The organism is Allobosea psychrotolerans (assembly GCF_002917105.1).
Classification (GTDB): domain Bacteria; phylum Pseudomonadota; class Alphaproteobacteria; order Rhizobiales; family Beijerinckiaceae; genus Allobosea; species Allobosea psychrotolerans.
In genome coordinates, this window is record NZ_PQFZ01000003.1 from 410,196 (window position 1) to 434,950 (window position 24,755).

Below are 24,755 nucleotides of genomic sequence, written 5' to 3' on the forward strand. Positions count from 1 at the left end.
CGTCCGGTTCGGGTAAGCGGTAGAGATAGGGCAAATGCCGGGCCATACGAGGCCCAGCTTCGCGCGCCGGGCATGATTAGCATGCAAGGCCATGTTCCGCAGCCGTTCTCCTGACAACAGCTGTCAGCAGCGCCGAGTCAGCCCGCGGCGACCTGGTTGGCCACGGCATGACTGAGGGTTCGAGCGACCGACCTTGCCGATCGGCGCGATCCGTAACGAACCGTTAAGGAAATTGCCGCGTAGTCTCTGCCTCAGTATCCAACCGTCTGGCCGTCCTGTGACAGCCCTCATCGAAATCGTCAGGCATGAGATCGACAAACGTCTGCCGGCGTTCGGACTCGACAGCAAGACGCGATCGCTCCTCCGGCGGCTGAAACCGGTCGTCGAGAAGAATATCGAGAGGCTGTGTTACCTTGATTACGCACGGGCTCTGGTTGTCCATGCCGACAAGGCGCCGGATATTTCGACCAGAATGGACGAAATGGTCGCCTGTGCTTCGAGCCATTTCAGCGTGCTGTTCGCTGCGAATTTCGACGAGGAATACGTCGCGTCAGTCGTCAGGTTCCGCAATATCGAGATTGAATCGTCGCTCGGCGCCCGGTCGCGCCTGTCGATCGCGATGCGTCTGCTCGAGCCGATCGCGCTGGTGCTGGCCCGGGAAAACCGTTTCTCGCCGGCAGGAATGGCGCGTGACATGGAGATCGTCGGGCGGGTCTTCACGCTGGATATCAATACGACCATCGCCCTGGAGCAGCAGAAGCTCTCGGATGATAGCGCCGCGCGACAAATGCGCCTCACTGAGGGCGCTGCCGATTTCCAGACGAAAATGCGCGAGCTGAATCAGGCCGTCTATGATTCATCCGACCGTTTTCTCAAAAGCGCCGATCGCGCCTCGCAGATGAGCGAGGCTGCGGCCCACGAAACCGCCGAGGTCAGCTCGGCGGCGCGCCGGACCCGGGAAAGCGCAGCCGTGACCGCCTCGGCGACGGAAGAGCTCTCGATGGCCGCCGCCGAGATCGGCAGCACGATGGAGCGGAACCGGGACATCGCCGTTCGCGGCGTCGCGGACGCGCTCAGGCTCTCTGCCAATGTCGAAAGCCTTGGCGCGGGTGCAAACCAGATCGGCTCTGTCGTCGGCCTGATCGCGGCCATCGCGGCGCAAACCAATCTCCTGGCGCTCAATGCGGCCATCGAGGCCGCGCGGGCGGGTGCGGCAGGCCGTGGCTTTGCCGTGATCGCCGGCGAAGTGAAGGCCCTGGCTGGCCAGACGGAATTGGCGACCAGGGATATCGCCGCACAGATCACCGCACTGCAGGCGATCGCAAACGGCTCCATCCTCGCGGTGAAATCGATCTCCGCGACAATTCGCGAGATGGAAACGGAGATGCGTTCGATCTCGGAACTGGCTTCAAAGCAGAGCGCTGCCACAGCGCTGATTTATGGCGATGCTGCGGAGGTCTCGACGATCGCTGAGGGAACCATGACGAGCGCCGGCATTGTCAAGAATGCGGTCGGCATCCTGCATGAGACGACCGGACAGGCGCGCGACCTGGCCAAGCAGCTCAGGTCGACCTCTGTGGAGCTCGACAGCGATATCGGCGATTTCGTCGGCTGGCTGGCTGTCACCTAGCCTGCGGCTGCCCGAAGCGCAGCCTGAGCAGGGCCGCCGCGATCAGCATGAGGACGGCGATGACGATCGACAGGCAGAGCGCGCCCGCCTCGCCGAAATGCCGGATGACGGCGGCGTAGACGACCGGCGCGGTGGCGGAGAGGAAGAAGCTCGGCGCGAGCAGCCTGCCGACGACGCTGCCATAGCTGCGGTGGTCGAAGAGCAGCAAGGGCAAGGTGCCGCGCGTGATCGTCAGGATGCCGTTGCCGGCGCCGTAGCAGAAGGCGAAGGCGAAGGCCGCGATGCTGGAGTGCCCGCTGGCGAGGCCGGCGACGAAGCAGAACGGCAGCAGCTCACAGGCCAGGAGATTGAGGGTCAGCGGCTCGATCCGCCGGCCGAACAGGACCTCGCCGAGGCGCGCCAGTGACTGGCCGACGCCGCGCAGCGTGGCGATCCAGACCGAGACCGAGGCGGCGAGGCCCAGCCCGGCCAGGATGCCGATCATATGGGCGGACATGCCGGCATTGAGGAAATTGGCCAGCGTCGCGATCGCCGCATAAAGCGCGCCGGCGATCGCGATGTCGCGCGGGCTGGTGGCGAGGGGGCGCTGCTCGGTTGTGGCGCCGCGCGGGACAGGGCTTTGATAGCGGCGGTTCGGGATCGCGAGATAAAGCGGTGCGGAGAGCAGCGCGATGCCGGCATAGACCAGGAGCGCGCCGCGCCAGCCGAGCTGCGCGGCGAGCGCGGCGCCGACAGGCCAGAACAGGGTGGAGGCGAGCCCGCCGAGCAGCGTGATCTGCGCGATAGGGCCGCGCGCCTGCGGCCCGCCGATCCGCGCCAGCGCCGCGAAGGCGGCGTCATAGAGCGTCAGGCGCATCGCCAGGCCGAGGCAGATCCAGGCGGCGTAATAGGCCGGCACCGTCTCGGCGAGAGCGAGTCCGGCGCAGCCGGCGGCGTTGAGCAGCGCGCCCGCCGTCATCACGGGCAGGCCGCCATGACGGTCGACCAGGCGTCCGACGATGGGCGAGGTCAGGCCCATCACCAGCAGCGCGGCGGAAAAGCCGCCATAGACGACAGCGCCCGACCAGCCGAGATCATTGGCGATCAATTCGCCGAAGCTGCCGATCAGATAATAGGAGATGCCCCAGGAGACGAGCTGCGACAGACCAAGGCAAAGGGTGGTCCGGCGCGGGATCACGAGCTGGGTTCTGACCTGTCGCCGATTGCGGGAAGCGTGCTGTCGCCGGTGGCCAGCGGGCGCTGCATCAGGATGGTATCGACCCACCGGCCGAGCTTGAAGCCGACGGAGCGCAAGCTGCCGGCGGGCTCGAAGCCGAAGCGCCGGTGCAGCGCGATCGAACCCGCATTGCCGCTATCGCCGATATTGGCGAGCATCTGCCGCCAGGGGCCGGCCTCGCAGCGGGCGATCAAGGCTGCGAGGAGCGCCGTGCCGATGCCGTGCCCGCCGAGCCCCTCAGTGACATAGACGGAATCCTCGATGGTGTGCCGATAGGCGGCCCTGGGGCGATAGGCCGTGGCGTAGCAATAGCCGGCGACCGTGCCGTCGAGCTCGGCGACGAGATAGGGCAGGCCAAGCTCCAGCACGGCGGCGCGGCGCGCCTGCAATTCGTCGATGCCGGGCGGCGTCTCCTCGAAGCTCGCCAGCCCGTGCAGGACGTGATGGGCGTAGATCGCCTGCACGGCGGCCATGTCGGCCTCGGCCGCGTCCCGAACGAGGACCGACGGCCGGCTGGCCGCGGCTTCATGCCATTCCAGATGTCTCACGGATTCTCCTCCGGCCGGGGGTGCCGATCTCATGGGGCAGGGGATGGCCTCAGGGGCTTGTTCCGAGCCTCCGGTTCACCGTGCCGGAGCGCGTTCGATAAAAGAAGCTTTTGCCAATTATGCAAAGCATGAGGAATTCTTTGGTAAGAGGAGCTCTTGGCAAAGAAAGGTCTTTGGCAAAGAAAGGCCTTGGGCAAAGAAAGGCCTTGGGCAAAGAAAGGCCTTGGGCATGCGCGACTTCAATCTCGACCAGCTTCAGACCTTCTGCGACGTCGTCGCCCTCGGCAGCTTCACCGCCGCCGCGGAAAGGCTGAAGCTGAGCCAGCCGGCGGTGAGCCTGCAGATCCGTCAGCTCGAACGGCGCCTCGGCGTGGTGCTGATCGAGCGCGTCGGGCGCCGGGCGCGGCCCACCGTGGCCGGCGTCGAATTGCTCGGCCATGCCGGCCAGATCGAGGCCGTGGTGTCGGCTGCGCTCGACGGCATGGCCCGGCACGCCACGGGAGCGATGGGGCGGGTGCGGCTCGGCACCGGCGCGACCGCCTGCACCTTCCTGCTGCCGCCGATCCTGCGCGAATTGCGCCGGCGCTTTCCGACGCTCGAGATCACGGTCAGCACCGGCAACACCTCGGACATGGTCAAGGCGATCGACGAGAACCTGCTCGATCTCGGCCTGGTCTCGCTGCCGGTCTCCGGCCGCATCCTCGAGATCACGCCGGTCCTGGAGGACGAATTCGTCGTGATCGCGCCGCCCGAGATGCGCCTGCCCGCGCGCGTCACCGCGGCGGCCCTGTCGGGCCTGCCGGTGCTGCTCTACGAACCTGGCGGCAATACCAGGCGGATCGCCGATGAATGGTTTGCGCGCGGCGGGGTCAGCCTGAAGCCGGTGATGTCGCTGGGCAGCGTCGAGGCGATCAAGGAGATGGTCGGGGCGGGCCTCGGCTGCGCCGTGCTGCCGGGCATGGCCGTGCGCAAGGACAGGAATCGGGCCAGTTTCGTGGTGCACCCGCTCTCGCCGCGCTTGCATCGCACGCTCGCGGTGGTGATCCGCCGCGACAAACTCCTGCATCGCGGCCTCAGGGAAACGGTCAAGGCGCTGAAGGCGCTGGCGGAGGGGGCTCAAGGCGTCGAGGATGGCCTCGCAAGCGAAGAGCGGGATGCTGCCTTTGGCTCTCACGGCCGGGATGGCCAGTAGAGACTGTTCGCTTCCTCCCTGAGCCCTCATCCTGAGGAGCCGCGAAGCGGCGTCTCGAAGGATGTTCCAGGAGGCTACCGTGCAAGCTGGAGCATCCTTCGAGACGCGCCTGCGGCGCTCCTCAGGATGAGGGCTGGCGTTTCCAAAGGGGTTCGAGGGGACCGGCCGCCGATCGCGTCATCCGCGGTCGTCGCCGCGCTCTCTTGCAGTCGCGGCGCTTGTATGCGGAAAGTCGCCGATCGTCTGAAGCCGGTTTGTTTCCCATGAGGCTAGATCCAGTTCGGCACGCGGAGTTCGTGACCGGCCGCAGGCAGTCGGCACTTGTCGACCTGTGGTCGAAGACGGGGTTCGCCGCGGCGCTGAGCGACGTGACGGGCCCGCATCTCTATGACTATGGCGAGCTGCCCATCGCGACCGTCGCGATCACCCTCTATGATGTGCGCCGTCATGTGCTGATCGAAGACGGCCGGGTTCGCCGCGACGGCCGCGTTGCGGCCGGGCGCTTCCGCATCGGGCAGCCGGGCAGGAAAGTCTTCGTCGACGCCGTTCCCGATGTCCCATCCGGAAAGCTGCTGCTGCTTTATCTGGGCGATGCGTTGCTCCGGGATGTCGGAGCCGGCCAGGGCAGATCGACGCCGATCGAACTGATGGACAAGGCCTGGGACGTCGACGATCCGTTTCTGTCGCAGGCTGCCCAGCGGCTGGTCGAGGCGAGCGACGCCGCCCATTCCGGCCAATCCCTGCTGGCCGAGCAGCTCGCCTATACGCTGGCGCTGCATCTGTCGGATCGTTACGCCGCCCCGAGCAGCGCATCAGGCGAGCACGCTCGCGATCTCGACGCCGGCATGCGCGTACGGATCGCGGATTTCGTCCGCGCCGATCCGGCGCGGGACATCACGCTCTCCGACATGGCGAAACTCTCGGGCCTCAGCCCCTCCGCCTTCATCCGCAGCTTCAAGCGCTCCACCGGCCAGACGCCGCATCGCTTCGTCGTCGAGCAACGGGTCGAGGCGGCCGGGGATCTTCTCTGCGAGTCCGGGATGACGATCGCCGAGATCGCGCTTGCCGTCGGTTTCTCCTCGCAATCCCATCTCGGCACGGCGTTCCGGGCGATCACTGGCTTGAGCCCGGCGCGCTTTCGGCGCCTCAAGCGCGGCGAAGAGTGATTTTCTGACAGAAGCGCCGGTTTCCGCGCACCGCGCGCCTGTTTTCCGGCAGACATTCCCGGCGGTCTCGCAACATCGTCCCGCCTCAGCGCTCGCCCGACCGAAGGCGAGGCAAGGGAGGCAAGAATGTCGACGACACCAACAACGATCATTCCGATCGAAGATACGAGCCTGACCGGCTTCTACAAGGACATGAGCGTCCCGGAGAAGCGCACCTTCTGGGCCTGCGCCACCGGCTGGACCCTCGATGGCATGGATTTCATGATCTATCCGCTGGTGATCGGCACGATCATCCAGCTCTGGAAGGTCGATGCCGGCACCGCTGGCCTTGCCGGCACGGTGACCTTGCTGGCCTCGGCGCTCGGCGGCTGGGGCGCGGGCTATCTCGCTGACAGGATCGGCCGGGTGCGGACGCTCCAGCTCACGATCATCTGGTTCTCGTTCTTCTCGCTGCTTTGCGCCTTCGCGCAGAATTTCGACCAGCTCCTGATCTGCCGCGCCTTGCTCGGCCTGGGCTTCGGCGGCGAATGGGCGGCCGGCGCCGTGCTGATGGGCGAGACCATCCGGGCGCAATATCGCGGCCGCGCCGTGGGGTCCGTGCAGTCGGGCTGGGCCGTCGGCTGGGGGCTCGCCGTGCTGGCGCAAGCCGCCCTGTTCTCCTACCTGCCGCCCGAACAGGCCTGGCGCTGGATGTTCGCGATCGGTGCGCTGCCGGCGCTGCTGGTGCTCTATCTGCGCGCCTATGTGAAGGAGCCCGAGGTCGCGGCGCAAACGCGCGCCAAGGTCGCCGCCAAGGGGGAGAGCCCCTCCATCCTCGAAATCTTCCAGGGCCCGATCCTGAAGGTCACGGTTCTCGCCTCCCTCGTCTCGATGGGCTGCCAGGGAGGATATTACGCCATCACCTTCTGGGTGCCGCGCTTCCTGACGACCGAGCGCAAGCTCTCGATCGTGAGCTCGACCGGCTATCTCGCGGCGCTGATCGTCGGCTCCTTCGCCGGATATCTCGTCGGGGCCTGGTATGCCGACCGATTCGGCCGCAGAAACCTCTTCCTCGTCTTCTCGCTCGGCGCGATTGCGGTCGTCGCGGCCTATACGCAATTGCCGCTGTCGAACGAGGTGCTGTGGGTGCTCGGCTTCCCGCTCGGCTTCTTCGCCTCCGGCTATTTCTCCGGCATGGGTGCGTTCCTGACCGAGCTCTATCCCACCAGGCTGCGCGGCTCGGGCCAGGGCTTCTGCTATAATTTCGGGCGCGGCATGGGGGCGCTCTTCCCCTTCCTCGTCGGCTATCTCTCGCAGACCACGACGCTCGCCAACGCGATCTGCATCTTTGCCGTCATCGCCTATCTGGTGTTCTTCGCGGCGGCCTATGCCTTGCCTGAAACCCGCGGCAAGGTGCTCCATGCCGATGCGTGAGGCCGGCTCCCATCAGGATCGGGCCCCGGCATGTCCGGGCCCCGATCCGCGCCCGCATGGGCCGACGCGCTATCGCGTGCCGCCAGGCGCGGTCGATACTCACGCCCATGTCATCGGCCTGCCGCCGGCCTATCCCTTCGTGGACAGCCGCAGCTACACGCCGCCGGAGGCCACGGCGGAGCGCTATCTCGCCATGCTCGACGCCACCGGCATGAGCTATGGCGTGCTCGTCCAGGTCAGCGTGCATGGCACCGACAACCGATTGACCGTCGAGACCCTGAGGGCCCATCGCGACAGGCTGCGCGGCATCGCCGTCATCCCGCTCGGCCTGCGCGACCGAGAGCTCGCGGAGCTGAAGGAGGCCGGCATCGTCGGCCTCAGGCTCAATATCCTCTATGGCGGCGGCATCGGCTTCGAGCAGCTCGACGCCTATGCGGCGCTCGCGCGAGAAATGGGCTGGCATCTCCAGTTCCTGATCGATGCGCGCGATCTCGTCCCGCTCGCGCCGAAGCTGGGGACGCTGCCGGTTCCCTTCGTGGTCGATCATTGGGGCCATTTCCCGGTCTCGCGCGGCCTCGACGATCCCGGCTTCCAGACGCTGCTCGCGCTCCTGCGCGATGGCGGCTGGGTCAAGCTCTCGGGCGCCTATCGCAACAGCGTCGAGGGGCCGCCCTATGCGGACACCATCCCCTTCGCCCGGCTGCTGCACGAGGCGGCTCCCGAGCGCTGCGTCTGGGGCTCGGACTGGCCCCATGTCGCGCATTGGCAAGCGATGATGAATGTCGGCGAGCTGCTCGACCTCCTGGCCGAGTGGGTGCCGGACGAAGCGGCGCGCAAGCGCGTCTTCGTCGACAACGCGCACAGGCTCTATGGTTTTGAGGGCGTCGTTCCGGCCGGGTCTGCTGGGGGCTGAGCCGCCGGGAGAGGGACCTGGATCGGTTCGGCCCCAGCGCAGGCCGAACCATCAGAGATTTCTGTCTCGAAACGCCCTGAGCCCTCATCCTAAGGAGCCATTCCCTTGGGAATGGCGTCTCGAAGGACGCTCCAGGAGGCTCCCCTGCAGGCTGGAGCATCCTTCGAGGCGCGCCTGCGGCGCTCCTCAGGATGGGGGCTTGGGGGGGCCGAATGGCCTCTAAGAAGTGCCCTTTCAGCGCACGCCTTCCGCCAGAAAGGCCACCGCCGCCGCGACGCCGCCGCTGCCATGGGGGATGCCCTTGGCCTGCAGCGTCATCTCGACGGCGCCGAGCGCGCCCAGAACCATCGGCGCGTTGACATGGCCCATATGGGCGATGCGGAAGGCTTTTCCGGTCAGGTCGCCGATGCCGAGACCCAGCGTCACGCCGCAGATGTCGCGGGCATGGTCGGTGATCGTGGCGGCCTCGACGCCTTGCGTCAGGATCGTCGTCACCGAGGGCGCGCGCTGCGAGGGCTCCGGGATGTTGAAGGCCAGCGCCTGGCCCTCGGTCCATTTCGACACTGCCGCATGGGTCGCGCCGGCGAGCAGTTCATGGCGCTTCCAGACCGCCTCCAGCCCCTCGCTCAGGATCATGTCGAGCGCGGCGCGCTGGCCGAAGAGCAGGTGCTCAGGCGCCGTGCCGCAATGCTTCATATAGGCCAGCGTGTTCATGCGGGACGACCAGTCCCAGTAGAGCGTCTTCATCGTCGCGCTCCGATGGGCCTGCATCGCCTTCTCATTGGCGGCGACGAAGGCGAGGCCGGGCGAGGACATCAGCCCCTTCTGCGAGGCCGACATCGCGACGTCGATGCCCCAGGCATCCATTTCGAACGGCATGCAGCCGACCGAGGCGACACCGTCGACCATGAACAAGGCCGGGTGGCCGGCGGCATCCAGCGCCTTGCGCACCGCGGGCACGTCGTTGACGACGCCTGAGGCGGTGTCGATCTGGACCATCAGCACGGCCTTGATCTCGTGCCTTGTGTCCTGCCGCAGGCGCTCCTCGACGGCAGCGGGATCGACCGCCCGGCGCCAGGTGCCGGCGAGAACCTCGACCTCGGCGCCCATGAAGCGCGCCATCTCGCCCCAGCCGATGGCGAAGCGCCCGCTCGCCAGCACCAGCACCTTGTCGCCGCGCGAGAGCACATTGGTCAGGGCCGCTTCCCAACCGCCATGGCCGTTGGCGGTGTAGATGAAGGTCTCGCCGGTGGTGCGGAAGATCTGCTTGAGGTCGTCGAGCACCGACTCGGTGAGGTTGACGATCGTGGCCGAGCTGAGCTCCTCGGCCGGGCGCATCATCGCCTGGAGAACCCGGTCGGGAATATTGGTCGGGCCCGGAGTCGCCAGGAAAGCCCGGCCGTTTGCGACGCTCATCTCGAAATCCCCAATATCTTGCCCGGCTGTCCTGGCGCGCAGGGCTGATGATTGGCGATGGCCTTAGAGCAGGATGCGGAAAAGGGGAAACCGGTTTTTTGCATCGATTTGCTGTCTTTTTGTGATGGGAGCCGGATTGGGCGCGAACGCAGCAACGCATGTCTTCGCGTCACGCAGGGCTGGAATGCCGGGGCGGCAGGATGGCCCGGGCCGGCCAGCCGATGAGGATGCAGGCGCGAGAAGGGCTGGCTGTTGCTGCGTGTTGCAAATGCAACAGTTCGCAACAATGGGTTAACGGAAGGGCAGTCCCTCCAGGGTTCGCGGCGGTTTGTGTCCGATTGTCATAAAACTCAAGTCTGGCCCGGTCATGAGCCGGACTGACCTATCGGAATTTCCGATCAGGTTCGTCCTGAAGAGCCGTGCTGTTTGCTCGTCCGAAGAGCCGCTCTCCCACTTCGATCTGGAGCCTCTGCGATGAGTTCTGCCGCGATGTGCGTTGCCCGCGATGCGCGCGTTTCCCTGACATCGCGTCGCCGCGTGCTGTTGTGCAGCACGGCGCTGGTCGCAGCCGCGCTCGGCATGTTCGAGGCGCCGGCGGCCATAGCCCAGACCTTCACGGTCACCACCGGAACGACCGACAACACCGCCAAGACGCTGAACGGGACGCAGACCGGAACGGTCGAGGCCGGCGGTACCTTGAGCACCTCGGGCTCGACCGTGGCGGTGACCTGGAACAACACCGCCAGCAATGTGATCCTGACCAATCGCGGCACCATCCAGCAGACCGGGACGGGGCGCGCGATCGACAGCTCGGGCGGCACCCTGACGCCGCGCAACTACACCTTCATCAACGAGGCGGGCGCGATCCTGCGCTCGGCCCAGAACGACACCTTGCGCATCAACACGGCGGTGACCGGCAGCACCATCCTGATCGACAATGCCGGGCTGATCCAGGCGGGTGGGACCGGCTATGCCGGGCAGGGGCAGGCGCTCGATCTGCGCGCGATCACCGCGACCTCCGGCAACAGCATCAGCATCGTCAACCGCACGTCCGGCATCATCGAATCCCTGACCGATGACGCGGTCAGGCCGGGCCAGGCGACCTCGATCAGCAATTCCGGGATCATCCGCAGCTTCGGGGCCAACACCTCCGGCGGCGCCAACGGCACGGCCGACGGCATCGATGCGGGCGGACGCACCGGGATCGTCGTCACCAACACCAGCACCGGGCTGATCTCGGGCGCGCGCCACGGCATCACCGCCGACACCGACATCACGGTGTTCAACCTGGCCGGCGGCACGATCATCGGACGCAACGGTTCCGGCGTCGGCTCGGACGGCACCGGCACGGTGACGAATTACGGCACCATCACCGGGGCCTATGCCGGGGTCGGCAACATCTTCAACTCGGACGGCACGGCTTCGGTGAACGGCGATGGCGACGGCGTCGATATCGACCTGATCGGCACGGTCCGCAATTTTGGCATCATCCAGGGCACCGGCGCCGGCGGCGTCGATTCCGGCGGCCGCACCAACGGATCCGAAGGCATCGCCATGGGCGGGGGCCTGATCGAGAACGCCTATGGCGCGCTGATTTCCGGCGCGTCCAGGGGCATCCTCATCGATGACGGCGCCAATGGCTCGGCCTATGGCGCGATCACGATCACCAATGCCGGCACGATCCAGGGCCTTGCCGGCTCGGGCGTGACGATCGTCGGCAATTTCGCCAATTCGGTCAGCAATTCCGGCCTGATCTGGGGGACGGGTTCGGAGCCGGCGCTGTTCTTCAACGGCAATGGCAACAACACCGTCGTCAATACCGGCACGATCTCGGCGAGCGGCACCGGCCCCGCCATCCAGTTCGGCGACGGCAATAACAGCCTGACCAGCTCGGGCAGGATCGCCGCTGCGAGTGCGGCCGGCACGGCGGTGCTGTTCGGCAACGGCAATAACAGCGTCACCATCCAGGGCGGCAGCATCACCGGCAATCTGACGGCCGGCAGCGGCAGCAACGCGCTGACCTTCGCGCTGGGCCAGGGCAGCAGCTTCACCATCAACGGCAATATCAGCGGGTTCGCGACGACGGCGATCCAATCGGGCGAGGTGCATGTCAACGGCACGATCAGCGGCTCGTCGGGCCTGAGCGTCGGCGCGGGCGGCATTCTCGGCGGCAACTCCACCTTGCCGAGCGTCATCGTCGCCAGCGGCGGCACGATCTCGCCCGGCAACTCCATCGGCACCATCTCGATCAACGGCAATCTGACGCTGAGCGCGGGCTCGACCACGGTGATGGAAATCCAGGGTGCGGCGGCCGACCGCATCAACGTCACGGGAACTGCGGCGCTGGCCGGCACGCTGCGGCTCGTGCCGCTGGCCGGCCCCTATGCCTTCAGGACGAATTATACGCTGATCTCGGCGCAGGGCGGCCGCTCCGGCAGCTTCGCCACGGTGGACACACAAGGCTCCTTCGGCCCGGCGATCCGGACGAATGTGAGCTATACCGGCACGGATGTGGTGCTGAGCCTCGATCCCAATGCCATCCTCTCGGTGGTCGGAGCTACACCGCTCAGCCGCAACGCGCTCGGCGTCGCCGCAGCCTTCGACCGGGCCGTCGCCGGCGGGGCCGACCCGTCCGCCTATTTCAACGTCTACAACACCCAGGCCGGTGCCCTTCCGGCGGCGCTGAACTCACTGTCGGGCGAGGTCCATACCGGCGCCAATACGATGGCAGTCCAGGCGTCGGGTCAGTTCCTGGGCATGATGCTCGACCCCTTCGCCAATGGCCGCGACGGCACGCTGGTCTCGGCCGCCGAGGCCGGCCTCGGCGCTGCGGCCTTCTCCGCCAGCCGCAGCGCGGTCGATCTGCCGAGCGGCAAGCGGCCGCGACCTGCCTTGCGCGAGGCGCCCAAAAACTATCGCGTCTGGGGTGCGGTCGCAGGCGGCTCGGCCCGTCTGGATGGCGATACTGTGACCGGCTCGGCCCGCAACAAGACCTCCGACGGCCATGTCGCGGTTGGCGTCGATATCGCGATCCTGCCGGGAACGATCGCCGGCATCGCCGTCTCGGGCGGCCAGTCGGATGCGACGCTCGGCAACGGCATGGGGTCGGCCACGGCCGATGTCTATCAGGCCGGCCTCTACGGCATGACCCGGTTCGGGGCCTTCAGCCTCAATGCGTCGGGCGCCTATTCGTCCCTGCAGGTCGAGACCAAGCGGGCGGTGCCGGTGCTCGGCGTCAACTCGGTCAAGGGCTCCTACAGGGCGGAAGGCTGGAGCGGGCGGATGGAGGCGGCCTGGGCCGCCGCGACCTTCGCCGGCGTGACCTTGTCGCCCACCGCCGCCATCCAGGCGCAGAGCGTCAGGACGCCGGGCTTCACCGATACGAACGGCTTCACCGGGGCGGCCTTCGGCGTGAGCTCGCTCGGGCGCACCAACAGCACCGTGCGCAGCGAACTGGGCGCGAAGCTCGACCTCGATACCGTTCTGGCCGGGGCGCAGGTCAATCTCTACGCCAAGGCGGCCTGGGCGCATTATTATGTGCGCGATGCGGGCTTTTCGGCAGGCCTGGTCGGCCTGAGCGGTGCGAGCTTCGTCACCGAGGGGGCAAAGCCCGCGCGCGACGCGGCGCTGCTCAGCATCGGCGCGGATGTGAAGCTCAGCTCGCAGATGACCCTGGGCGCGCGCCTCGATAGCGAATTGTCGTCGAGCACGACCAGCTATGCCGGCTCGCTCAGGCTGCGCTACGCCTTCTGAGCTCCGGAAACGGCCGGCCGATCATGTGATCGGTCCGGCCGTGAGCCTCAGTTGCTGATCTTCGGCAGGCGGCCGATGATCTTCTGGCGGCCATCGACGACCTCGGCGAGGAAGCTCTCGCGCTGGACGTCGCCATTCTTGTCGAAGGTGGTCTCCATCAGGATGCCGGGTTCCTCCGCGGGCGTGATGGTGGCGCCGTGCAGCGTCGCGGCGAGCTTGGTCGGCTCGAATCTGCCCTGCTTCTCCGTCGCCCATTTCACGGCATGGACCGCCATATAGCCCTTGATGCCGTTATGGTCGGGCAGGAAGTTGAAGCGCGCCTGGAAGCGCTTGCCGAACTCCTGCAGCGCCGGGATCGGGGCGTCGATCGTCTGGCCGACATGGCCGCGCACACCTTCCGCCGCCTTGCCGGCGAGCTCGATCACCTTGGAGCTCAGGATCGTGGTCTCGCCGATGACCGGCTTGCCGACCTTCTGGTCGTTCAGGGCGACGAGCAGGCGGGCGCTCTCCTCCTCGTTCAGATAGACGAAGACGGCGTCGGCCTGGACGTTCTTGATCTTGATCGCATCATTGGTGAAATCGGCCTGGCCTTGCTCGGTCGAGAGATCGGCGGCGACCTTGATGTCGCGGCTCGCGAGCTCCTTGACGATGGCGTCATGGCCGCCCTTGCCGAAGTCGTTGTTGACCCAGACTACGGCGACCGACTTCGCCTTGACCACGTCCTTGAGATAGGCGGCGATCTTGGGCATCGCCGCCGTCTGGCTCAGCGAGGTGCGGAAGATGAAGGGGTTGCCCTGCTGGGTGTAGGCCGCGCCGTCGCCGGCCGCGAGCTGGGCGATCTCGGCGCGCTGCGCCACCTGCATCGAGGCCAGGATCGAGCCGGTATAGACCGGGCCGAGCACGGCATGGGTGCCCTCGTCGATGGCGCGCTGCACGGCGGCGCGCGCATTGGCCGGATTGGTCTGGGTGTCGTAGGCGACGAAGTCGATCTTGCGGCCGAGAATGCCGCCCTTGGCGTTGATCTCCTCGACGGCAAGCTCGATCCCGCTCTTCCAGTTGACGCCGGCCGTGGCGCCGGGGCCGGAGAGCTCGGCGATGGTGACGAGCTTGACCTTGTCCTGGGCGAGCGCCGGCGACGCGGCGGCGAGCGCAGCCGCCAATGCGGCCGCCTTCAGCATGAACTTCATTGGATCCTCCCGAGATCACAGCGGCCTTGAATGGCTCTGGTCACGATCATAATCGGTAGGACACTGTATGCAAGATGGATTTGCGTACTGTCGACGCGGTGGGGGGCGCCCAGGATCGGCCTATGGGGGAAGGGACCCGTTGTGCCGAGCGCCAGTCTGGAACTCCCGGCCCTCATCCTGAGGAGCGGCGCAGGCTCGGTCTCGAAGGATGCTGCAGCTTGCACGGGCGCCTCCTGGAGCATCCTTCGAGACGCCGTTCCTAGGGGGATGGCTTCTCAGGATGAGGGCTCAGGAGGTTTCCAAACTAGCGCTCAGCCGGCGCTCGCGCGGCGCAGGACGTCGCCATAGGCGTCCCGGGCGCGCAGGATGTGCTGACGCAGGATGCCGTCGAGATCCGCCAGGCGGCCATTGGCGAAGGCTTCGACCATCAGGCGGTGCTCGCTCATGGAGCGGGCCTGCTCGCCTTCAAGCGGTACCGACAGATGCGTGCGCAGCGCCGCGACCCGGCCCGAGACGCTGCGATAGGCATTGCCGAGATAGCGGTTGCCGCAATGCAGGAAGAAGACCTCGTGGAAGCCGGTATCGGCGCGGGCATAGTCATGGCGCGTGCCGCTGGCCTGGGCCGCATCCATGGCCGCAATCGCACCCGTCATGCCGTCCAGCGTCGCCTCCCGCGCCGTTGCCAGGCATTCGCGCAGCGCGTTGGTCTCAAGCATGAAACGGAAGGTGCAGAGCTCGGCGACGTCCTCGGCCGTCGGCGCAAAGACGAAGGTGCCCTTCTTCGGCACGATGGTGACGAGGCCCTGGAGCTGGAGGCGCGCCAACGCCTCGCGCACCGGCGTGCGGCTGACGCCGAGCGCGCTGCTCAGCGCATCCTCCGAGAGCGCCTCGCCAAAGCGCATCTCGGCATCGATGATCGCCTTGCGCAGGCGTTCCTCGACGATGGTGACCAGCGATTTTGGTTGCTGGACCTTGAAACGCCTGATCGCCTTCATGCTCGTCACGTTTCGGCCCTCCGCGATTCGACGCCGCTATCAGGCATAATGCTCGCGACCGAGAAAGGCTTCATAGCTCGGCAGATCCAGCATGGTGGCTTCCAGGCCGCGCGTGGTGCCGCTGCGCTTCAATTCACGGGCGAAGGCCGTCATCATATGGACGTAGGCGAGGGTGGACGAGACGGGATAGCTGAGCAGTTTGAATCCGATGCGGCCGAACTCTTCCGCGGTGAGTGAAGGCACGCGGCCCTCGACATAGTTGAACATCAGGGGCGCCTCGATCTCGCGCAGGGCCTGGCGCATCTCCTCTTCGGATTGCAGCATCTCCAGCAGGACGAGATCGGCGCCGGCCTGCGCATAAGCCTTTCCGCGCGCGATCGCCTCGTCGAGGCCCAAGGGCAAGCGCGCATCCGAGCGGCCAATGATCAGGAAATCGGGATCGCGCCGGGTCGCGACCGCGATGCGGATCTTTTCGGCGTGCTCCTCGCGCGAGACCAGGGCAAGGCCGGCCATGGCGCCGCAGCGCTTGGGCGTGACCTGGTCCTCGAGATGGATCGCGGCGACGCCGGCGGCCTCGTATTCGGCGACCGTGCGGGCGACGTTGTTGAGGTTGCCATAGCCGGTGTCGGCGTCGGCGATGACCGGAACCGGGACGGCGGCGGCCAAGGCGCGGCCGCGCGCCACCATTTCGGTCATGGTCAGGAGGCCGATATCGGGCGCGCCGATCAGGCTGGCGGAGAGGCCGTTGCCGGTCATGTAGACCGCTTCGAAGCCGGCCTGCGCAATGGCCCGCGCGCCGATCGCATCATGGCAGCCGGGGGCGACGACGAGGCCGGGTTGGCGCAGCCTGTCGGCGAGGGAATGGCGAGGGCTCACGGCAATCTCCGTCTGTATGCAAGATACAGAACCTTGCACGAGACGGGCTTGTATGCCAGTCCTCGCTGACGCCGGGACGGGGTGCAGCCGCGCCCGCCCGCGCCCGTTTCGACCGGAGATAACCGTGACAGCCGTCTTGCCAGCTGCCTTGCCAGCCTCGCGCTCCCTCGATACGGCTCCCGCGACCGGCGGGCTCGCCCCGGCGCTGGCGGAGGCGCTGCGCGCCCTGCTCGGCCCCCGCTTCTCGACCTCGCTGGCCGAGCGCGAGCATCATGGCCGCGGCGAATCCTACCATGCCAGCCGCCCGCCCGATGCCGTCTGCAAGGCGCAGTCGACCGAGGAGGTCGCGGCGGTCGTGCGGCTCTGCGCCGGGCACGAGACCCCTGTGATCGCCTTCGGCGCGGGCACCTCGCTGGAGGGCCATATCGCGGCCTTGCAGGGCGGGGTGAGCCTCGATCTCTCCGGCATGACGCGTATCCTGGCGATCCGGCCGGAGGATTTCGACGCGACGGTCGAGGCCGGCGTCACCCGCCAGCAGCTCGATGCGGCGCTGCGCGATGTCGGGCTGTTCTTCCCGGTCGATCCGGGCGCCGAATGCACGCTGGGCGGCATGGCGGCGACGCGCGCCTCGGGCACAAATGCGGTGCGCTACGGCACCATGCGCGAGAATGTGGTGACGCTCACCGTGGTGATGGCCGATGGGCGCATCATCAAGACCGGCGGCCGGGCGCGCAAATCCTCGGCCGGCTACGATCTGACCCGGCTGTTCGTCGGCTCGGAGGGAACGCTCGGCATCATCACCGAGGTGACGCTGCGCTTGCATCCGCTGCCCGAGGCCGTCTCGGCGCTGGTCTGCTCCTTCGCCACAGTGGCGAGCGCAGTCGAGGCCGTCACGGCGGTGATCCAATGCGCCGTGCCGGTGGCGCGGGTGGAGCTGGCCGATGCGCGGGCGATCGCGGCAGTGAACCGGCATTCGAAGCTGGAGCTGGCGGAGACGCCGACCCTGTTCTTCGAATTGCATGGCAGCCCCGCCGAGGTCGAGCAGCAGGCGAGGGTGGTGGAGGGGATCGTCGGCGAGCATGGCGCGACCAATCTCGCCTGGGCGACTGACCCTGACGAGCGCCGCCGGCTCTGGCGCGCACGGCACAACATCCATTACGCGCTGCAGGCGATGCGCCCGGATGCGCGGATCTGGAGCACCGATGTCTGCGTGCCGATCTCGCAGCTCGCGCCCTGCCTTGCGGCGACGCAAGCCGATATCGAGGCGGCGAGCTTCTATATCGGCACGGTCGGCCATGTCGGCGACGGCAATTTCCATCTCGGCCTGGTGATCGACCCGAATTCGCCGGCCGAGCTGGCTGAGGCGAAGCGCTTGAACGAGCGCCTGATCGAGCGCGCCATCGCCTGCGACGGCACCTGCACCGGCGAGCACGGCATCGGCTATGGCAAGGCCCAGTTCATGGAGCGCGAGCATGGCGAGGCGGTCGACGTCATGCGCGCGATCAAGCAGGCGCTGGACCCGCTCGGCATCCTCAATCCTGGCAAGGTCTTGCCCGGCAAGGTTTTGCCGGCGGCGGCACGGAGCTGATCGGGGCGGCTGCGAGTCCCGGCAAAATCGAATCACGAATTCCGGGGAAAACCCTAGTGAAGGCTCTTGAACAAAACAAGAACATCGTTGATAGTGGCGTCACGGATCGGTAGGGTCCGGCTCCGGTCGATGGCCGGTTTCGATGTGCGCAGGAAATGGAGCCTCTCATGGCTGGTAGCGTGAACAAGGTCATTCTGGTCGGCAATCTCGGGCGCGATCCCGAGGTGCGGCGTCTGGGCAGCGGCGAGCCCGTGGTCAATCTGCGGATCGCGACCTCCGAAACCTGGCGCGACAAGCAGTCGGGCGAGAAGAAGGAGCGCACCGAGTGGCACTCGGTGGTGATCTTCAACGAGAACCTCGCCAAGGTCGCCGAGCAATATCTGAAGAAGGGCTCGAAGATCTATATCGAGGGCCAGCTCCAGACCCGCAAATGGCAGGATCAGTCGGGTGTCGAGAAATATACCACCGAGATCGTGCTGCAGCGCTTCCGTGGCGAACTGACCATCCTCGACAGCCGGGGGCAGGGTGGTTCGGACGAATATGGCGAAGGCGGGGGCGCGATGGAGGATCGCTCGGGCGGCAGCAGCTCCTTTGGCCGGTCGAGCCCGATGGGCGGCGGCAACGCACCGCGCCAGCCCGCCATGGCGGGCGGCGGCGGCGGTCGTTCATCCTCGACCCATCTCGACGACGATATTCCGTTCTAGCCAATAGCTGTGACGGTTAGGTAAGGAATGAGGCACTAAGGCGTTGTTTTACAACGCCTTTTTGCTTCTTGCCAACGTCTGTCGGTTGGAGCCGGCTTCAGTTGGTGCGGAACTTTCGCATTTGTAGAAAATCCCGGCAGTGTCGCACCTTGTCTGCGGGTCGAAGTTGATTGGGAGGAGCGATTGGTTTGTTCGATCCGAGCCACGGCGCGCCGCGGGATCATGGCGCGCTTGAAGCTTGCTTCGCCGGTCAGGCGTTGAGCATAGGCGGTCCGTGACTTCGGGCAGCGCATCGACGTCTCCGAGGCCATGATCCACATCGCAATGGTCAGCCTCTTCCGTCGTGCCGGCCAATGATCGCGATCTCAAACGGACTCTGAGGCGGCCGAGGCGCCTCGCCGTCAGCGAAAGGCGCTCGGAGGCAGCGCTGGCGCCTCATTGAGCAGCGTGATCGTCACCCGTCGGTTCGGCGAGATGTAGGGATTGTCGGGGACGACCGGCTCGGTGTCGGCGCGTCCCACCACGGAGGTGAAGCGGTCGTCGGGGAGCCCGGCACCCGACAGGATCTCGCGCACGGCGAGCGCGCGGCCGGCGGTGAGGCTCCAGGGATTGACGGCCCGATCCGAGCCCGGGCGCGCGGCGGCCGTGTGGCCGGTGACAGACAGGCGGTTGGGCAGCCGGCGCAGGGTGGGCGCGAGCGCCTCCAGCACGCGACGGGTGCGCTCGTGGGGCTGGACCGAGCCCTCGGGGAACATGGAGCGGCCGTCCTGGTCCATGAGGGAAACGTTGATCCCCTCCTTGGTCGGCTCGATCAAGATGTTGCGCGAGAGCTCGGCAATTTCGGGCATGTTCTGGAGCGCCTGCCGGAGGCTGGCCATGGCGCTGTGGTTATCCTGCATGCTGGCGGCCGGGCGGTTGACCTCGCGGTCGTTGGTGCGGCCCGGGTTGGCCCGACGCGTTCCGTCCTCCTTGGTGGCGCCCATCACCGTGTCGCGGGGCGCCGACGACTTGCTGCCCGACGTGTCCAGGGCGGTGCCCCACAGCATGCCGCCAGCGCCATTGGTGCTAGGACTCACAGCTGTAGGCGCGAAATATTCCGCCAGGCCGATCTTCTGCTCCTGCGTCGTCATGCTGATCAGCCACATCAGGAGAAAGAACGCCATCATAGCGGTCACGAAGTCCGCATAGGCGATCTTCCAGGCCCCGCCATGGTGCGCATGAGCGGCCTTCTTGACCTTCTTGATGATGATCGGCTGGATGGGCTTGGTCATCGAATCCCTATTGGAGATTGGGTCAAATCTAGGCGGGCAGACTGGCGGTTGCCGCTTCCACTTCGCTGAAGCTCGGGCGGACGTCGCTAAACAGAGCCTTGCGGGCAAATTCGACCGCCATCACCGGCGGCTGGCCGCCGATATGGGCGAGGAGCCCCGCCTTGAGTGAAAGGTAGTATTTGGATTCCGCCTCGAAGAGGCTCCTGAGCGACTGCGCCATGGGCCCGAAGAAGCCATAGGCGACGAAGACGCCGAAGAAGGTGCCCACGAGCGCGCCGCCGATCAGATGTCCCAGCACCTCCGGCGGCTCTTTGATCGCCCCCATCGTCTTGATCACGCCGAGCACGGCGGCGACGATGCCGAGCGCCGGTGTTCCGTCGGCGAGCGACTGCATGGCCGCAACGAGACGCTCCTGCTCCTGGTGGTGCGTCTCCAGTTCCTCGTCCATGAGAGCGTCAATCTCGTGGACGTTGTTGGCGCCCTGCGTCAACATCCGCATGTAGTCGCAGACGAACTCGACCGCATGATGGTTCGCCGCAAAAGTCGGGAAGGCGTTGAACAGCGTCGACTCGCTCGGATTTTCAATGTGCTGCTCGACCGCGAGCATGCCCTTCTGCCTCACGAGCTTGTATAGCGAGTACTGCATCCCCAGCAGTTCGACATAGCATTCCTGCTTGTACTTGGGACCCTTCACGAGCGTGCCGAGCATGCCGGGCACGGCCTTGAGCACCGGCCCGGTGTTGCCGATGACGAAGGCGCCGATCGCTGCGCCAAGGATGATGACAAACTCGAATGGCTGCCAAAGGACCTCGAGGTGGCCACCCATAGCCGCGTAGCTGCCGAAGACGCAGGCGAAGACGATGATTGCGCCGACGATCAGCCGCATGATTTGTCATCCTTGCGCCGCAGCAAATACAGCCGGCGCGAAGCCACTACTGGTTCCGCGAAATAATCGATCGAGGTTAATGGCGAGTTTAGAGCCATGGGGCCGCAGGTTTGTAAGCGTCTTCCTCGGCCTCGGCTTCGAGGCTAGGGGCGGCAGAGCAGCCCTGAGGAAGAAGTCGGAGAGTAATGTATCTCCCCCAATCCCGGTGATCGGCGTCCAGGACGACATGCGACCGCCAATTTTTTGATCGTCTTCCCGATGCGGTCGCCGCGCATTGGCATGCCGCTTGCCTGATTCTGGCTGCAGGATAGGCTTTCGCTTGTGCTGCGCTTCCGGTTCAGCGAGAGGAGGTCGATCATGCCGACACGGCGTAGGTTCATCCAGTTTGGCGCCGCGGCGTTGGCCTTGCCCGCTCCGCATATCGGGCGTGCGGCCGACAAGAGCGTGCTGAAATTCGTGCCGCAGGCCGATCTCGCCGTGGTCGATCCGATCTGGACGACGGCGACAGTGACGCGCAACCACGCCTTCATGGTCTACGACACGCTGTTTGGGCAGGATGAGACCTACAAGGCCCAGCCGCAAATGGCCGAGGGCGCGGTCGCCGATGCCGATGGCAAGGTCTGGACGATCAAGCTGCGCGACGGCCTCGTCTTTCATGACGGCGCGCGCGTGCTGGCGCGCGACTGCGTGGCGAGCCTGAAGCGCTGGGGCAAGCGCGATTCCTTCGGCCAGACGCTGCTGGGGCTGACCGACGAGCTCACCGCCGTCGACGACAGGACGCTGCAATTCCGCTTGAAGAAGCCGTTCCCGCTCCTGCCCGATGCGCTCGCCAAGATGACCGCCTTCATGCCGGTGATCATGCCGGAGCGGTTGGCGAACACGGACGCCTTCACCCAGGTCACCGAGGTCGTCGGCAGCGGCCCGTTCCGCTTCGTCGCGGCGGAGCGCCAATCGGGCAGCCGTGCCGTCTATGAGAAATTCGCCGGCTATGTTCCGCGCAACGGCGGCGTGCCCGGCCGCACCGCCGGGCCCAAGATCGTGAATTTCGACCGGGTCGAATGGCACACTCTGCCCGATCCCGCGACGGCGGCGGCGGCGCTGCAGAGCGGCGAGATCGACTGGGTCGAGCAGCCCTTGCCCGATCTGCTGCCGTTGCTGGCGAAGAATCCCGCGATCGAGGTCGTGGTCAAGGAGACCACTGGCGCGGTTGCGATCATGCGGATGAATCATCTGCATCCGCCCTTCGACAACCCGGCGATCCGCCGCGCGATCCTGCTGGCGATCGACCAGTCCGAGTTCATGGAAGCGGTCGGTGGGCCTGACAAAAGCTTGTGGCGCCCTGGGGTCGGCGTGTTCCCGCCGGGCACGCCGATGGCGAGCGATGCCGGCATGGAGGTGCTCAACGGCCCGCGCGATGTCGGCAAGGTCAAGCAGGTGCTGGCGGCGGCCGGTTATAATGGCGAAAAGGTCGTGCTGCTCGGCGTCACCGATCTCGCCAATCTCAAGGCCGAATGCGAGGTCGCCAACGAGATGCTGATGCGCATCGGCATGAATGTCGACTATCAGGCGATGGATTGGGGCACCGTCGTCGCGCGGCGTGCCAAGAAGGAGCCGCCGGCGCAAGGCGGCTGGAACTGCTTCTTCACGGGCTGGGCCGGGCTCGACATGTTCGACCCCGTCGGCCATCTCTCGCTGCGCGGCAATGGCGCCAATGCCTGGCCGGGCTGGCCGGTGGCGCCCAAGATCGAAGCCTTGCGCGATGCCTGGATCGAGGCACCCGACCTTGCCGCGCAGAAGGCGATTGCGGCCGATATCCAGAAACAGGTCTTCGAGGACGTGCCTTATGCGCCGCTCGGCCAGTATTTCCAGCCGACGGCCTATCGCAAGACGCTGACCGGTGTGCTGGCGAGCTTCCCGACCTTCTGGAACGTCAAGCGGGTGTGAGTGGAGAGAGGTACGGAGTCATCGTAGCGCGTCATTTTCGGGCTTGCCCCGAATCTCATGACCAGACTGCTCTGGTTTAAGAGATGGTCGGGTCAAGCCCGACCATGACGTGCTCTGCATCCTGGATGATCACTCACCCCGCTGCGGCGCGCTCCAGCGCGGCGATGTCGATCTTGGTCATCTGCATCATGGCCTGCATGACCCGGCCGGCCTTGGCGGGGTCGGGGTCCATGTTCAGTTCCAGGAGCCGGTCGGGCGTGACCTGCCAGGACAGGCCGTATCTGTCCTTGAGCCAGCCGCATTGGCTCGTCTGGCCGCCATCGCCGAGCTTGTCCCAGAAGTAATCGACCTCCTCTTGCGAGCCGCAATGGATCAGGAGCGAGATCGCTTCGGTGAACTTGAAATGCGGCCCGCCATTCATGGCGATGAACTGCACGCCTTCGAGTTCGAAAGATGCGCAGAGCACGCTGCCCTTGGGGCCGGGACCCGCATCGCCGCAGCGCATCACCGGGCCGGGCTTCGCATTCTTGAAGACCGAAAGATAGAAGTCGACCGCCTCCTCGGCCTGATTGTCGAACCACAGGAAGGGCGTGATCTTCTGGATGCCGGGCATGTTGTCCTCCGTCGGGGCTGTCGCGGTTGGGTTGGGCACCGCCTCTACTTAACCATATGGTTAAGTAGAGGCGGTGCGTCATGTCAACCTGCCATGGCGGCTCGCCATGCGGTGTGGACAAGGCGGCCTCGGCGCCGTGCGTCCTTGCTCGCGCCATGCTTCTTGGCGAAGCTTGCGAGATGAGCACAATTGATCCCGCCGTTTCCGCCCTCTCCGTCTGGCTTGCCCTGGAGAGCCCCACCCATCATGCGCCCGGCGTGAACGGGATGATGGATCTCGTCGCCAGGGAGGTCGAAGGGCTGCCGATCGCGGTCGAGCGCCTGCAGGGCCGTGACGGGCTCGGCGACAGCCTGATCCTGCGCGGCGGCCCCAATAATGGCGAGCTTGCGGTCGCGGTGATGTCGCATCTCGACACGGTCCATCCGGTCGGCACCAGCGCCAAGGATCTGCCGGTGCGCGTCGAGGGCGACAAGCTCTATGGTCCGGGCGCCTGCGATATGAAAGGCGGGGCCTGGCTTGCGCTGCAGGCCTTCAAGGAGGTCGCGATCGCGGGCTCGGCCAAGCGGCCGATGGTCTTCCTGTTCACGCCCGATGAGGAGATCGGCTCGCCGACGACGCGCGGCGTGATCGAGGAGATCGGGCGCAAATCGGCAGCCGTCCTGGTGACGGAGCCGGCGCGCGACGGTGGGCGGATCGTCACCGCGCGCAAGGGAGTCGGCCGCTTCGACGTCAAGCTGGAGGGCAGGCCCGCTCATTCCGGCACGCGCCATGCCGATGGCCGCAGCGCCATCCGCGAGGCGGCGCATCAGATCCTGGCGATCGAGGGCATGACCGATTATGCGCGCGGCATCACGACCTCGGTCGCACTGGTCGGAGGCGGCACCGCGGCCAATGTGATACCGCAGCACGCCTGGTTTTCCGTCGATTGCCGCGTCACCAGTCTCGCCGATGGCGTGATGATGGAGAACCGCATCATCGGCCTGACGCCACGCGATCCCGATGTCGTGATCAAGGTCACTGGCGGGATGAACCGGCCGCCTTACGAGAAGTCGACTGCCGTGGCCGGGCTGTTCGAGACGGCGCGCGGCATCGCGGCGGGGATCGGCTTCGACCTGCAGGACGTGCCGATGACCGGCGGCGGCTCGGACGGCAATTTCACCGCGGCGCTGGGCATCCCCACGCTGGACGGCCTCGGCATCGATGGCGGCGGCGCCCATACGCTGAGCGAGTACGGGCTGGTCTCCTCGATCGCCCCGCGCCGGGCGCTGATCAAGGGCTTGCTGGAGACGATCTGAAGAGGGACGGGAAGGGCGCGGGGAACCCCTCTCCTGTAAGGAGAGGGGCAGGGGTGAGGTGTAGGCCCCTGGCCAGTTGGGCGACGACCTCGCCGTCATTGCGAGCGCGAAGCAATCCTGGAAGGCTCGCTCTGCAACCCTGCATTGCT

The 24,755-nt window shown here is 66.4% G+C and carries 19 protein-coding genes; 10 read left to right on the forward strand and 9 right to left on the reverse strand.

Annotated features, from left to right (window positions below):
• Nucleotides 1-193: 193 nt before the first annotated feature.
• Nucleotides 194-1,630: a methyl-accepting chemotaxis protein gene (locus tag CYD53_RS07655; RefSeq protein WP_146055845.1), complete on the forward strand. Its 1,437-nt coding sequence runs from the start codon at nt 194-196 to the stop codon at nt 1,628-1,630.
• Here CYD53_RS07655 and CYD53_RS07660 read toward each other — a convergent pair.
• Together CYD53_RS07660 and CYD53_RS07665 are read right to left on the reverse strand one after the other, a co-directional pair.
• Nucleotides 1,623-2,807, reverse strand: coding sequence for an MFS transporter (locus tag CYD53_RS07660; RefSeq protein ID WP_103717474.1), 1,185 nt, complete (start codon nt 2,805-2,807; stop codon nt 1,623-1,625). The two genes, CYD53_RS07655 and CYD53_RS07660, sit on opposite strands and share 8 nt — an antisense overlap.
• Nucleotides 2,804-3,394: a GNAT family N-acetyltransferase gene (locus tag CYD53_RS07665; RefSeq protein ID WP_281261247.1), complete on the reverse strand. Its 591-nt coding sequence runs from the start codon at nt 3,392-3,394 to the stop codon at nt 2,804-2,806. Before CYD53_RS07665 ends, CYD53_RS07660 begins: the two co-directional genes overlap by 4 nt.
• 229 nt (nt 3,395-3,623) lie before the next feature.
• Here CYD53_RS07665 and CYD53_RS07670 point away from each other — a divergent pair, with 229 nt between their 5' ends.
• The 4 genes from CYD53_RS07670 (at nt 3,624) to CYD53_RS07685 (ending at nt 8,078) form a co-directional block, all read left to right on the forward strand.
• A complete protein-coding gene (locus CYD53_RS07670) occupies nt 3,624-4,586 on the forward strand; it encodes a LysR family transcriptional regulator (protein ID WP_103717476.1) in 963 nt (320 codons plus the stop codon).
• A 296-nt stretch (nt 4,587-4,882) separates the two neighbouring features.
• Entirely contained in the window at nt 4,883-5,752 is an 870-nt protein-coding gene (locus CYD53_RS07675) for a helix-turn-helix domain-containing protein (RefSeq protein ID WP_245928129.1), read from the forward strand.
• Between the two features lie 126 nt (nt 5,753-5,878).
• Nucleotides 5,879-7,165 (forward strand): MFS transporter, encoded by a 1,287-nt coding sequence (locus CYD53_RS07680; protein WP_103717478.1) that lies wholly within the window; start codon nt 5,879-5,881, stop codon nt 7,163-7,165.
• The gene (locus tag CYD53_RS07685; RefSeq protein WP_103717567.1) at nt 7,158-8,078 is read left to right on the forward strand and encodes an amidohydrolase family protein; all 921 of its coding nucleotides are present in this window, start codon (nt 7,158-7,160) and stop codon (nt 8,076-8,078) included. The genes CYD53_RS07680 and CYD53_RS07685 overlap by 8 nt, the downstream gene beginning before the upstream one ends.
• A 234-nt stretch (nt 8,079-8,312) precedes the next feature.
• Here the strand turns inward: CYD53_RS07685 and CYD53_RS07690 are convergent, their stop codons facing one another.
• Nucleotides 8,313-9,494, reverse strand: coding sequence for a pyridoxal-phosphate-dependent aminotransferase family protein (locus CYD53_RS07690; RefSeq protein WP_103717479.1), 1,182 nt, complete (start codon nt 9,492-9,494; stop codon nt 8,313-8,315).
• Between the two features lie 474 nt (nt 9,495-9,968).
• Between CYD53_RS07690 and CYD53_RS07695 the strand changes: the two genes are divergently transcribed.
• On the forward strand, nt 9,969-13,247 hold the full coding sequence (locus CYD53_RS07695; protein WP_146055846.1) for an autotransporter outer membrane beta-barrel domain-containing protein: 3,279 nt from the start codon (nt 9,969-9,971) through the stop codon (nt 13,245-13,247).
• Nucleotides 13,248-13,294: 47 nt separating this feature from the next.
• On the opposite strand, the gene CYD53_RS07700 is transcribed toward CYD53_RS07695, so the two are convergent.
• The 3 genes from CYD53_RS07700 to CYD53_RS07715 form a co-directional block, all read right to left on the reverse strand.
• A complete protein-coding gene (locus tag CYD53_RS07700; protein ID WP_103717481.1) occupies nt 13,295-14,434 on the reverse strand; it encodes an ABC transporter substrate-binding protein in 1,140 nt (379 codons plus the stop codon).
• A 311-nt stretch (nt 14,435-14,745) separates the two neighbouring features.
• Nucleotides 14,746-15,429 carry a GntR family transcriptional regulator gene (locus tag CYD53_RS07710; RefSeq protein ID WP_103717483.1) on the reverse strand — a complete coding sequence of 228 codons (684 nt, stop codon included), beginning with the start codon at nt 15,427-15,429 and terminating at the stop codon, nt 14,746-14,748.
• 39 nt (nt 15,430-15,468) lie between these two features.
• Nucleotides 15,469-16,305 (reverse strand): isocitrate lyase/PEP mutase family protein, encoded by an 837-nt coding sequence (locus CYD53_RS07715; RefSeq protein ID WP_103717484.1) that lies wholly within the window; start codon nt 16,303-16,305, stop codon nt 15,469-15,471.
• A gap of 148 nt (nt 16,306-16,453) precedes the next feature.
• On the opposite strand from CYD53_RS07715, the gene CYD53_RS07720 reads away from it, so the two are divergent.
• Nucleotides 16,454-17,893: an FAD-binding oxidoreductase gene (locus CYD53_RS07720; protein WP_425428272.1), complete on the forward strand. Its 1,440-nt coding sequence runs from the start codon at nt 16,454-16,456 to the stop codon at nt 17,891-17,893.
• Nucleotides 17,894-18,060: 167 nt separating this feature from the next.
• The gene (gene ssb, locus CYD53_RS07725; RefSeq protein ID WP_103717486.1) at nt 18,061-18,597 is read left to right on the forward strand and encodes a single-stranded DNA-binding protein; all 537 of its coding nucleotides are present in this window, start codon (nt 18,061-18,063) and stop codon (nt 18,595-18,597) included.
• 401 nt (nt 18,598-18,998) lie between these two features.
• Here ssb and CYD53_RS07730 read toward each other — a convergent pair whose 3' ends face one another.
• Entirely contained in the window at nt 18,999-19,868 is an 870-nt protein-coding gene (locus CYD53_RS07730) for a flagellar motor protein MotB (RefSeq protein ID WP_103717487.1), read from the reverse strand.
• Between the two features lie 28 nt (nt 19,869-19,896).
• Complete coding sequence (gene motA / locus CYD53_RS07735; protein WP_103717488.1) at nt 19,897-20,754, reverse strand: flagellar motor stator protein MotA; 858 nt, start codon at nt 20,752-20,754, stop codon at nt 19,897-19,899.
• A 357-nt stretch (nt 20,755-21,111) separates the two neighbouring features.
• Here motA and CYD53_RS07740 point away from each other — a divergent pair, with 357 nt between their 5' ends.
• Entirely contained in the window at nt 21,112-22,698 is a 1,587-nt protein-coding gene (locus CYD53_RS07740; protein ID WP_103717568.1) for an ABC transporter substrate-binding protein, read from the forward strand.
• 133 nt (nt 22,699-22,831) lie between these two features.
• Here the strand turns inward: CYD53_RS07740 and CYD53_RS07745 are convergent, their stop codons facing one another.
• A complete protein-coding gene (locus CYD53_RS07745; RefSeq protein WP_103717569.1) occupies nt 22,832-23,302 on the reverse strand; it encodes a VOC family protein in 471 nt (156 codons plus the stop codon).
• Nucleotides 23,303-23,490: 188 nt separating this feature from the next.
• Here CYD53_RS07745 and CYD53_RS07750 point away from each other — a divergent pair, with 188 nt between their 5' ends.
• Nucleotides 23,491-24,606 (forward strand): M20 family metallopeptidase, encoded by a 1,116-nt coding sequence (locus CYD53_RS07750; RefSeq protein WP_103717489.1) that lies wholly within the window; start codon nt 23,491-23,493, stop codon nt 24,604-24,606.
• Nucleotides 24,607-24,755: the final 149 nt, after the last annotated feature.

Bases quoted from the DNA above. Each gene is read 5' to 3' on its own strand.
- CYD53_RS07700 (WP_103717481.1), bottom strand. From the start codon at position 14,434: ATGAAGTTCATGCTGAAGGCGGCCGCATTGGCGGCTGCGCTCGCCGCC.
- motA (WP_103717488.1), bottom strand. From the start codon at position 20,754: ATGCGGCTGATCGTCGGCGCAATCATCGTCTTCGCCTGCGTCTTCGGC.
- CYD53_RS07710 (WP_103717483.1), bottom strand. From the start codon at position 15,429: ATGAAGGCGATCAGGCGTTTCAAGGTCCAGCAACCAAAATCGCTGGTC.
- CYD53_RS07740 (WP_103717568.1), top strand. From the start codon at position 21,112: ATGCCGACACGGCGTAGGTTCATCCAGTTTGGCGCCGCGGCGTTGGCC.
- CYD53_RS07750 (WP_103717489.1), top strand. From the start codon at position 23,491: ATGAGCACAATTGATCCCGCCGTTTCCGCCCTCTCCGTCTGGCTTGCC.
- ssb (WP_103717486.1), top strand. From the start codon at position 18,061: ATGGCTGGTAGCGTGAACAAGGTCATTCTGGTCGGCAATCTCGGGCGC.
- CYD53_RS07670 (WP_103717476.1), top strand. From the start codon at position 3,624: ATGCGCGACTTCAATCTCGACCAGCTTCAGACCTTCTGCGACGTCGTC.
- CYD53_RS07685 (WP_103717567.1), top strand. From the start codon at position 7,158: ATGCGTGAGGCCGGCTCCCATCAGGATCGGGCCCCGGCATGTCCGGGC.
- CYD53_RS07690 (WP_103717479.1), bottom strand. From the start codon at position 9,494: ATGAGCGTCGCAAACGGCCGGGCTTTCCTGGCGACTCCGGGCCCGACC.
- CYD53_RS07695 (WP_146055846.1), top strand. From the start codon at position 9,969: ATGAGTTCTGCCGCGATGTGCGTTGCCCGCGATGCGCGCGTTTCCCTG.
- CYD53_RS07730 (WP_103717487.1), bottom strand. From the start codon at position 19,868: ATGACCAAGCCCATCCAGCCGATCATCATCAAGAAGGTCAAGAAGGCC.
- CYD53_RS07680 (WP_103717478.1), top strand. From the start codon at position 5,879: ATGTCGACGACACCAACAACGATCATTCCGATCGAAGATACGAGCCTG.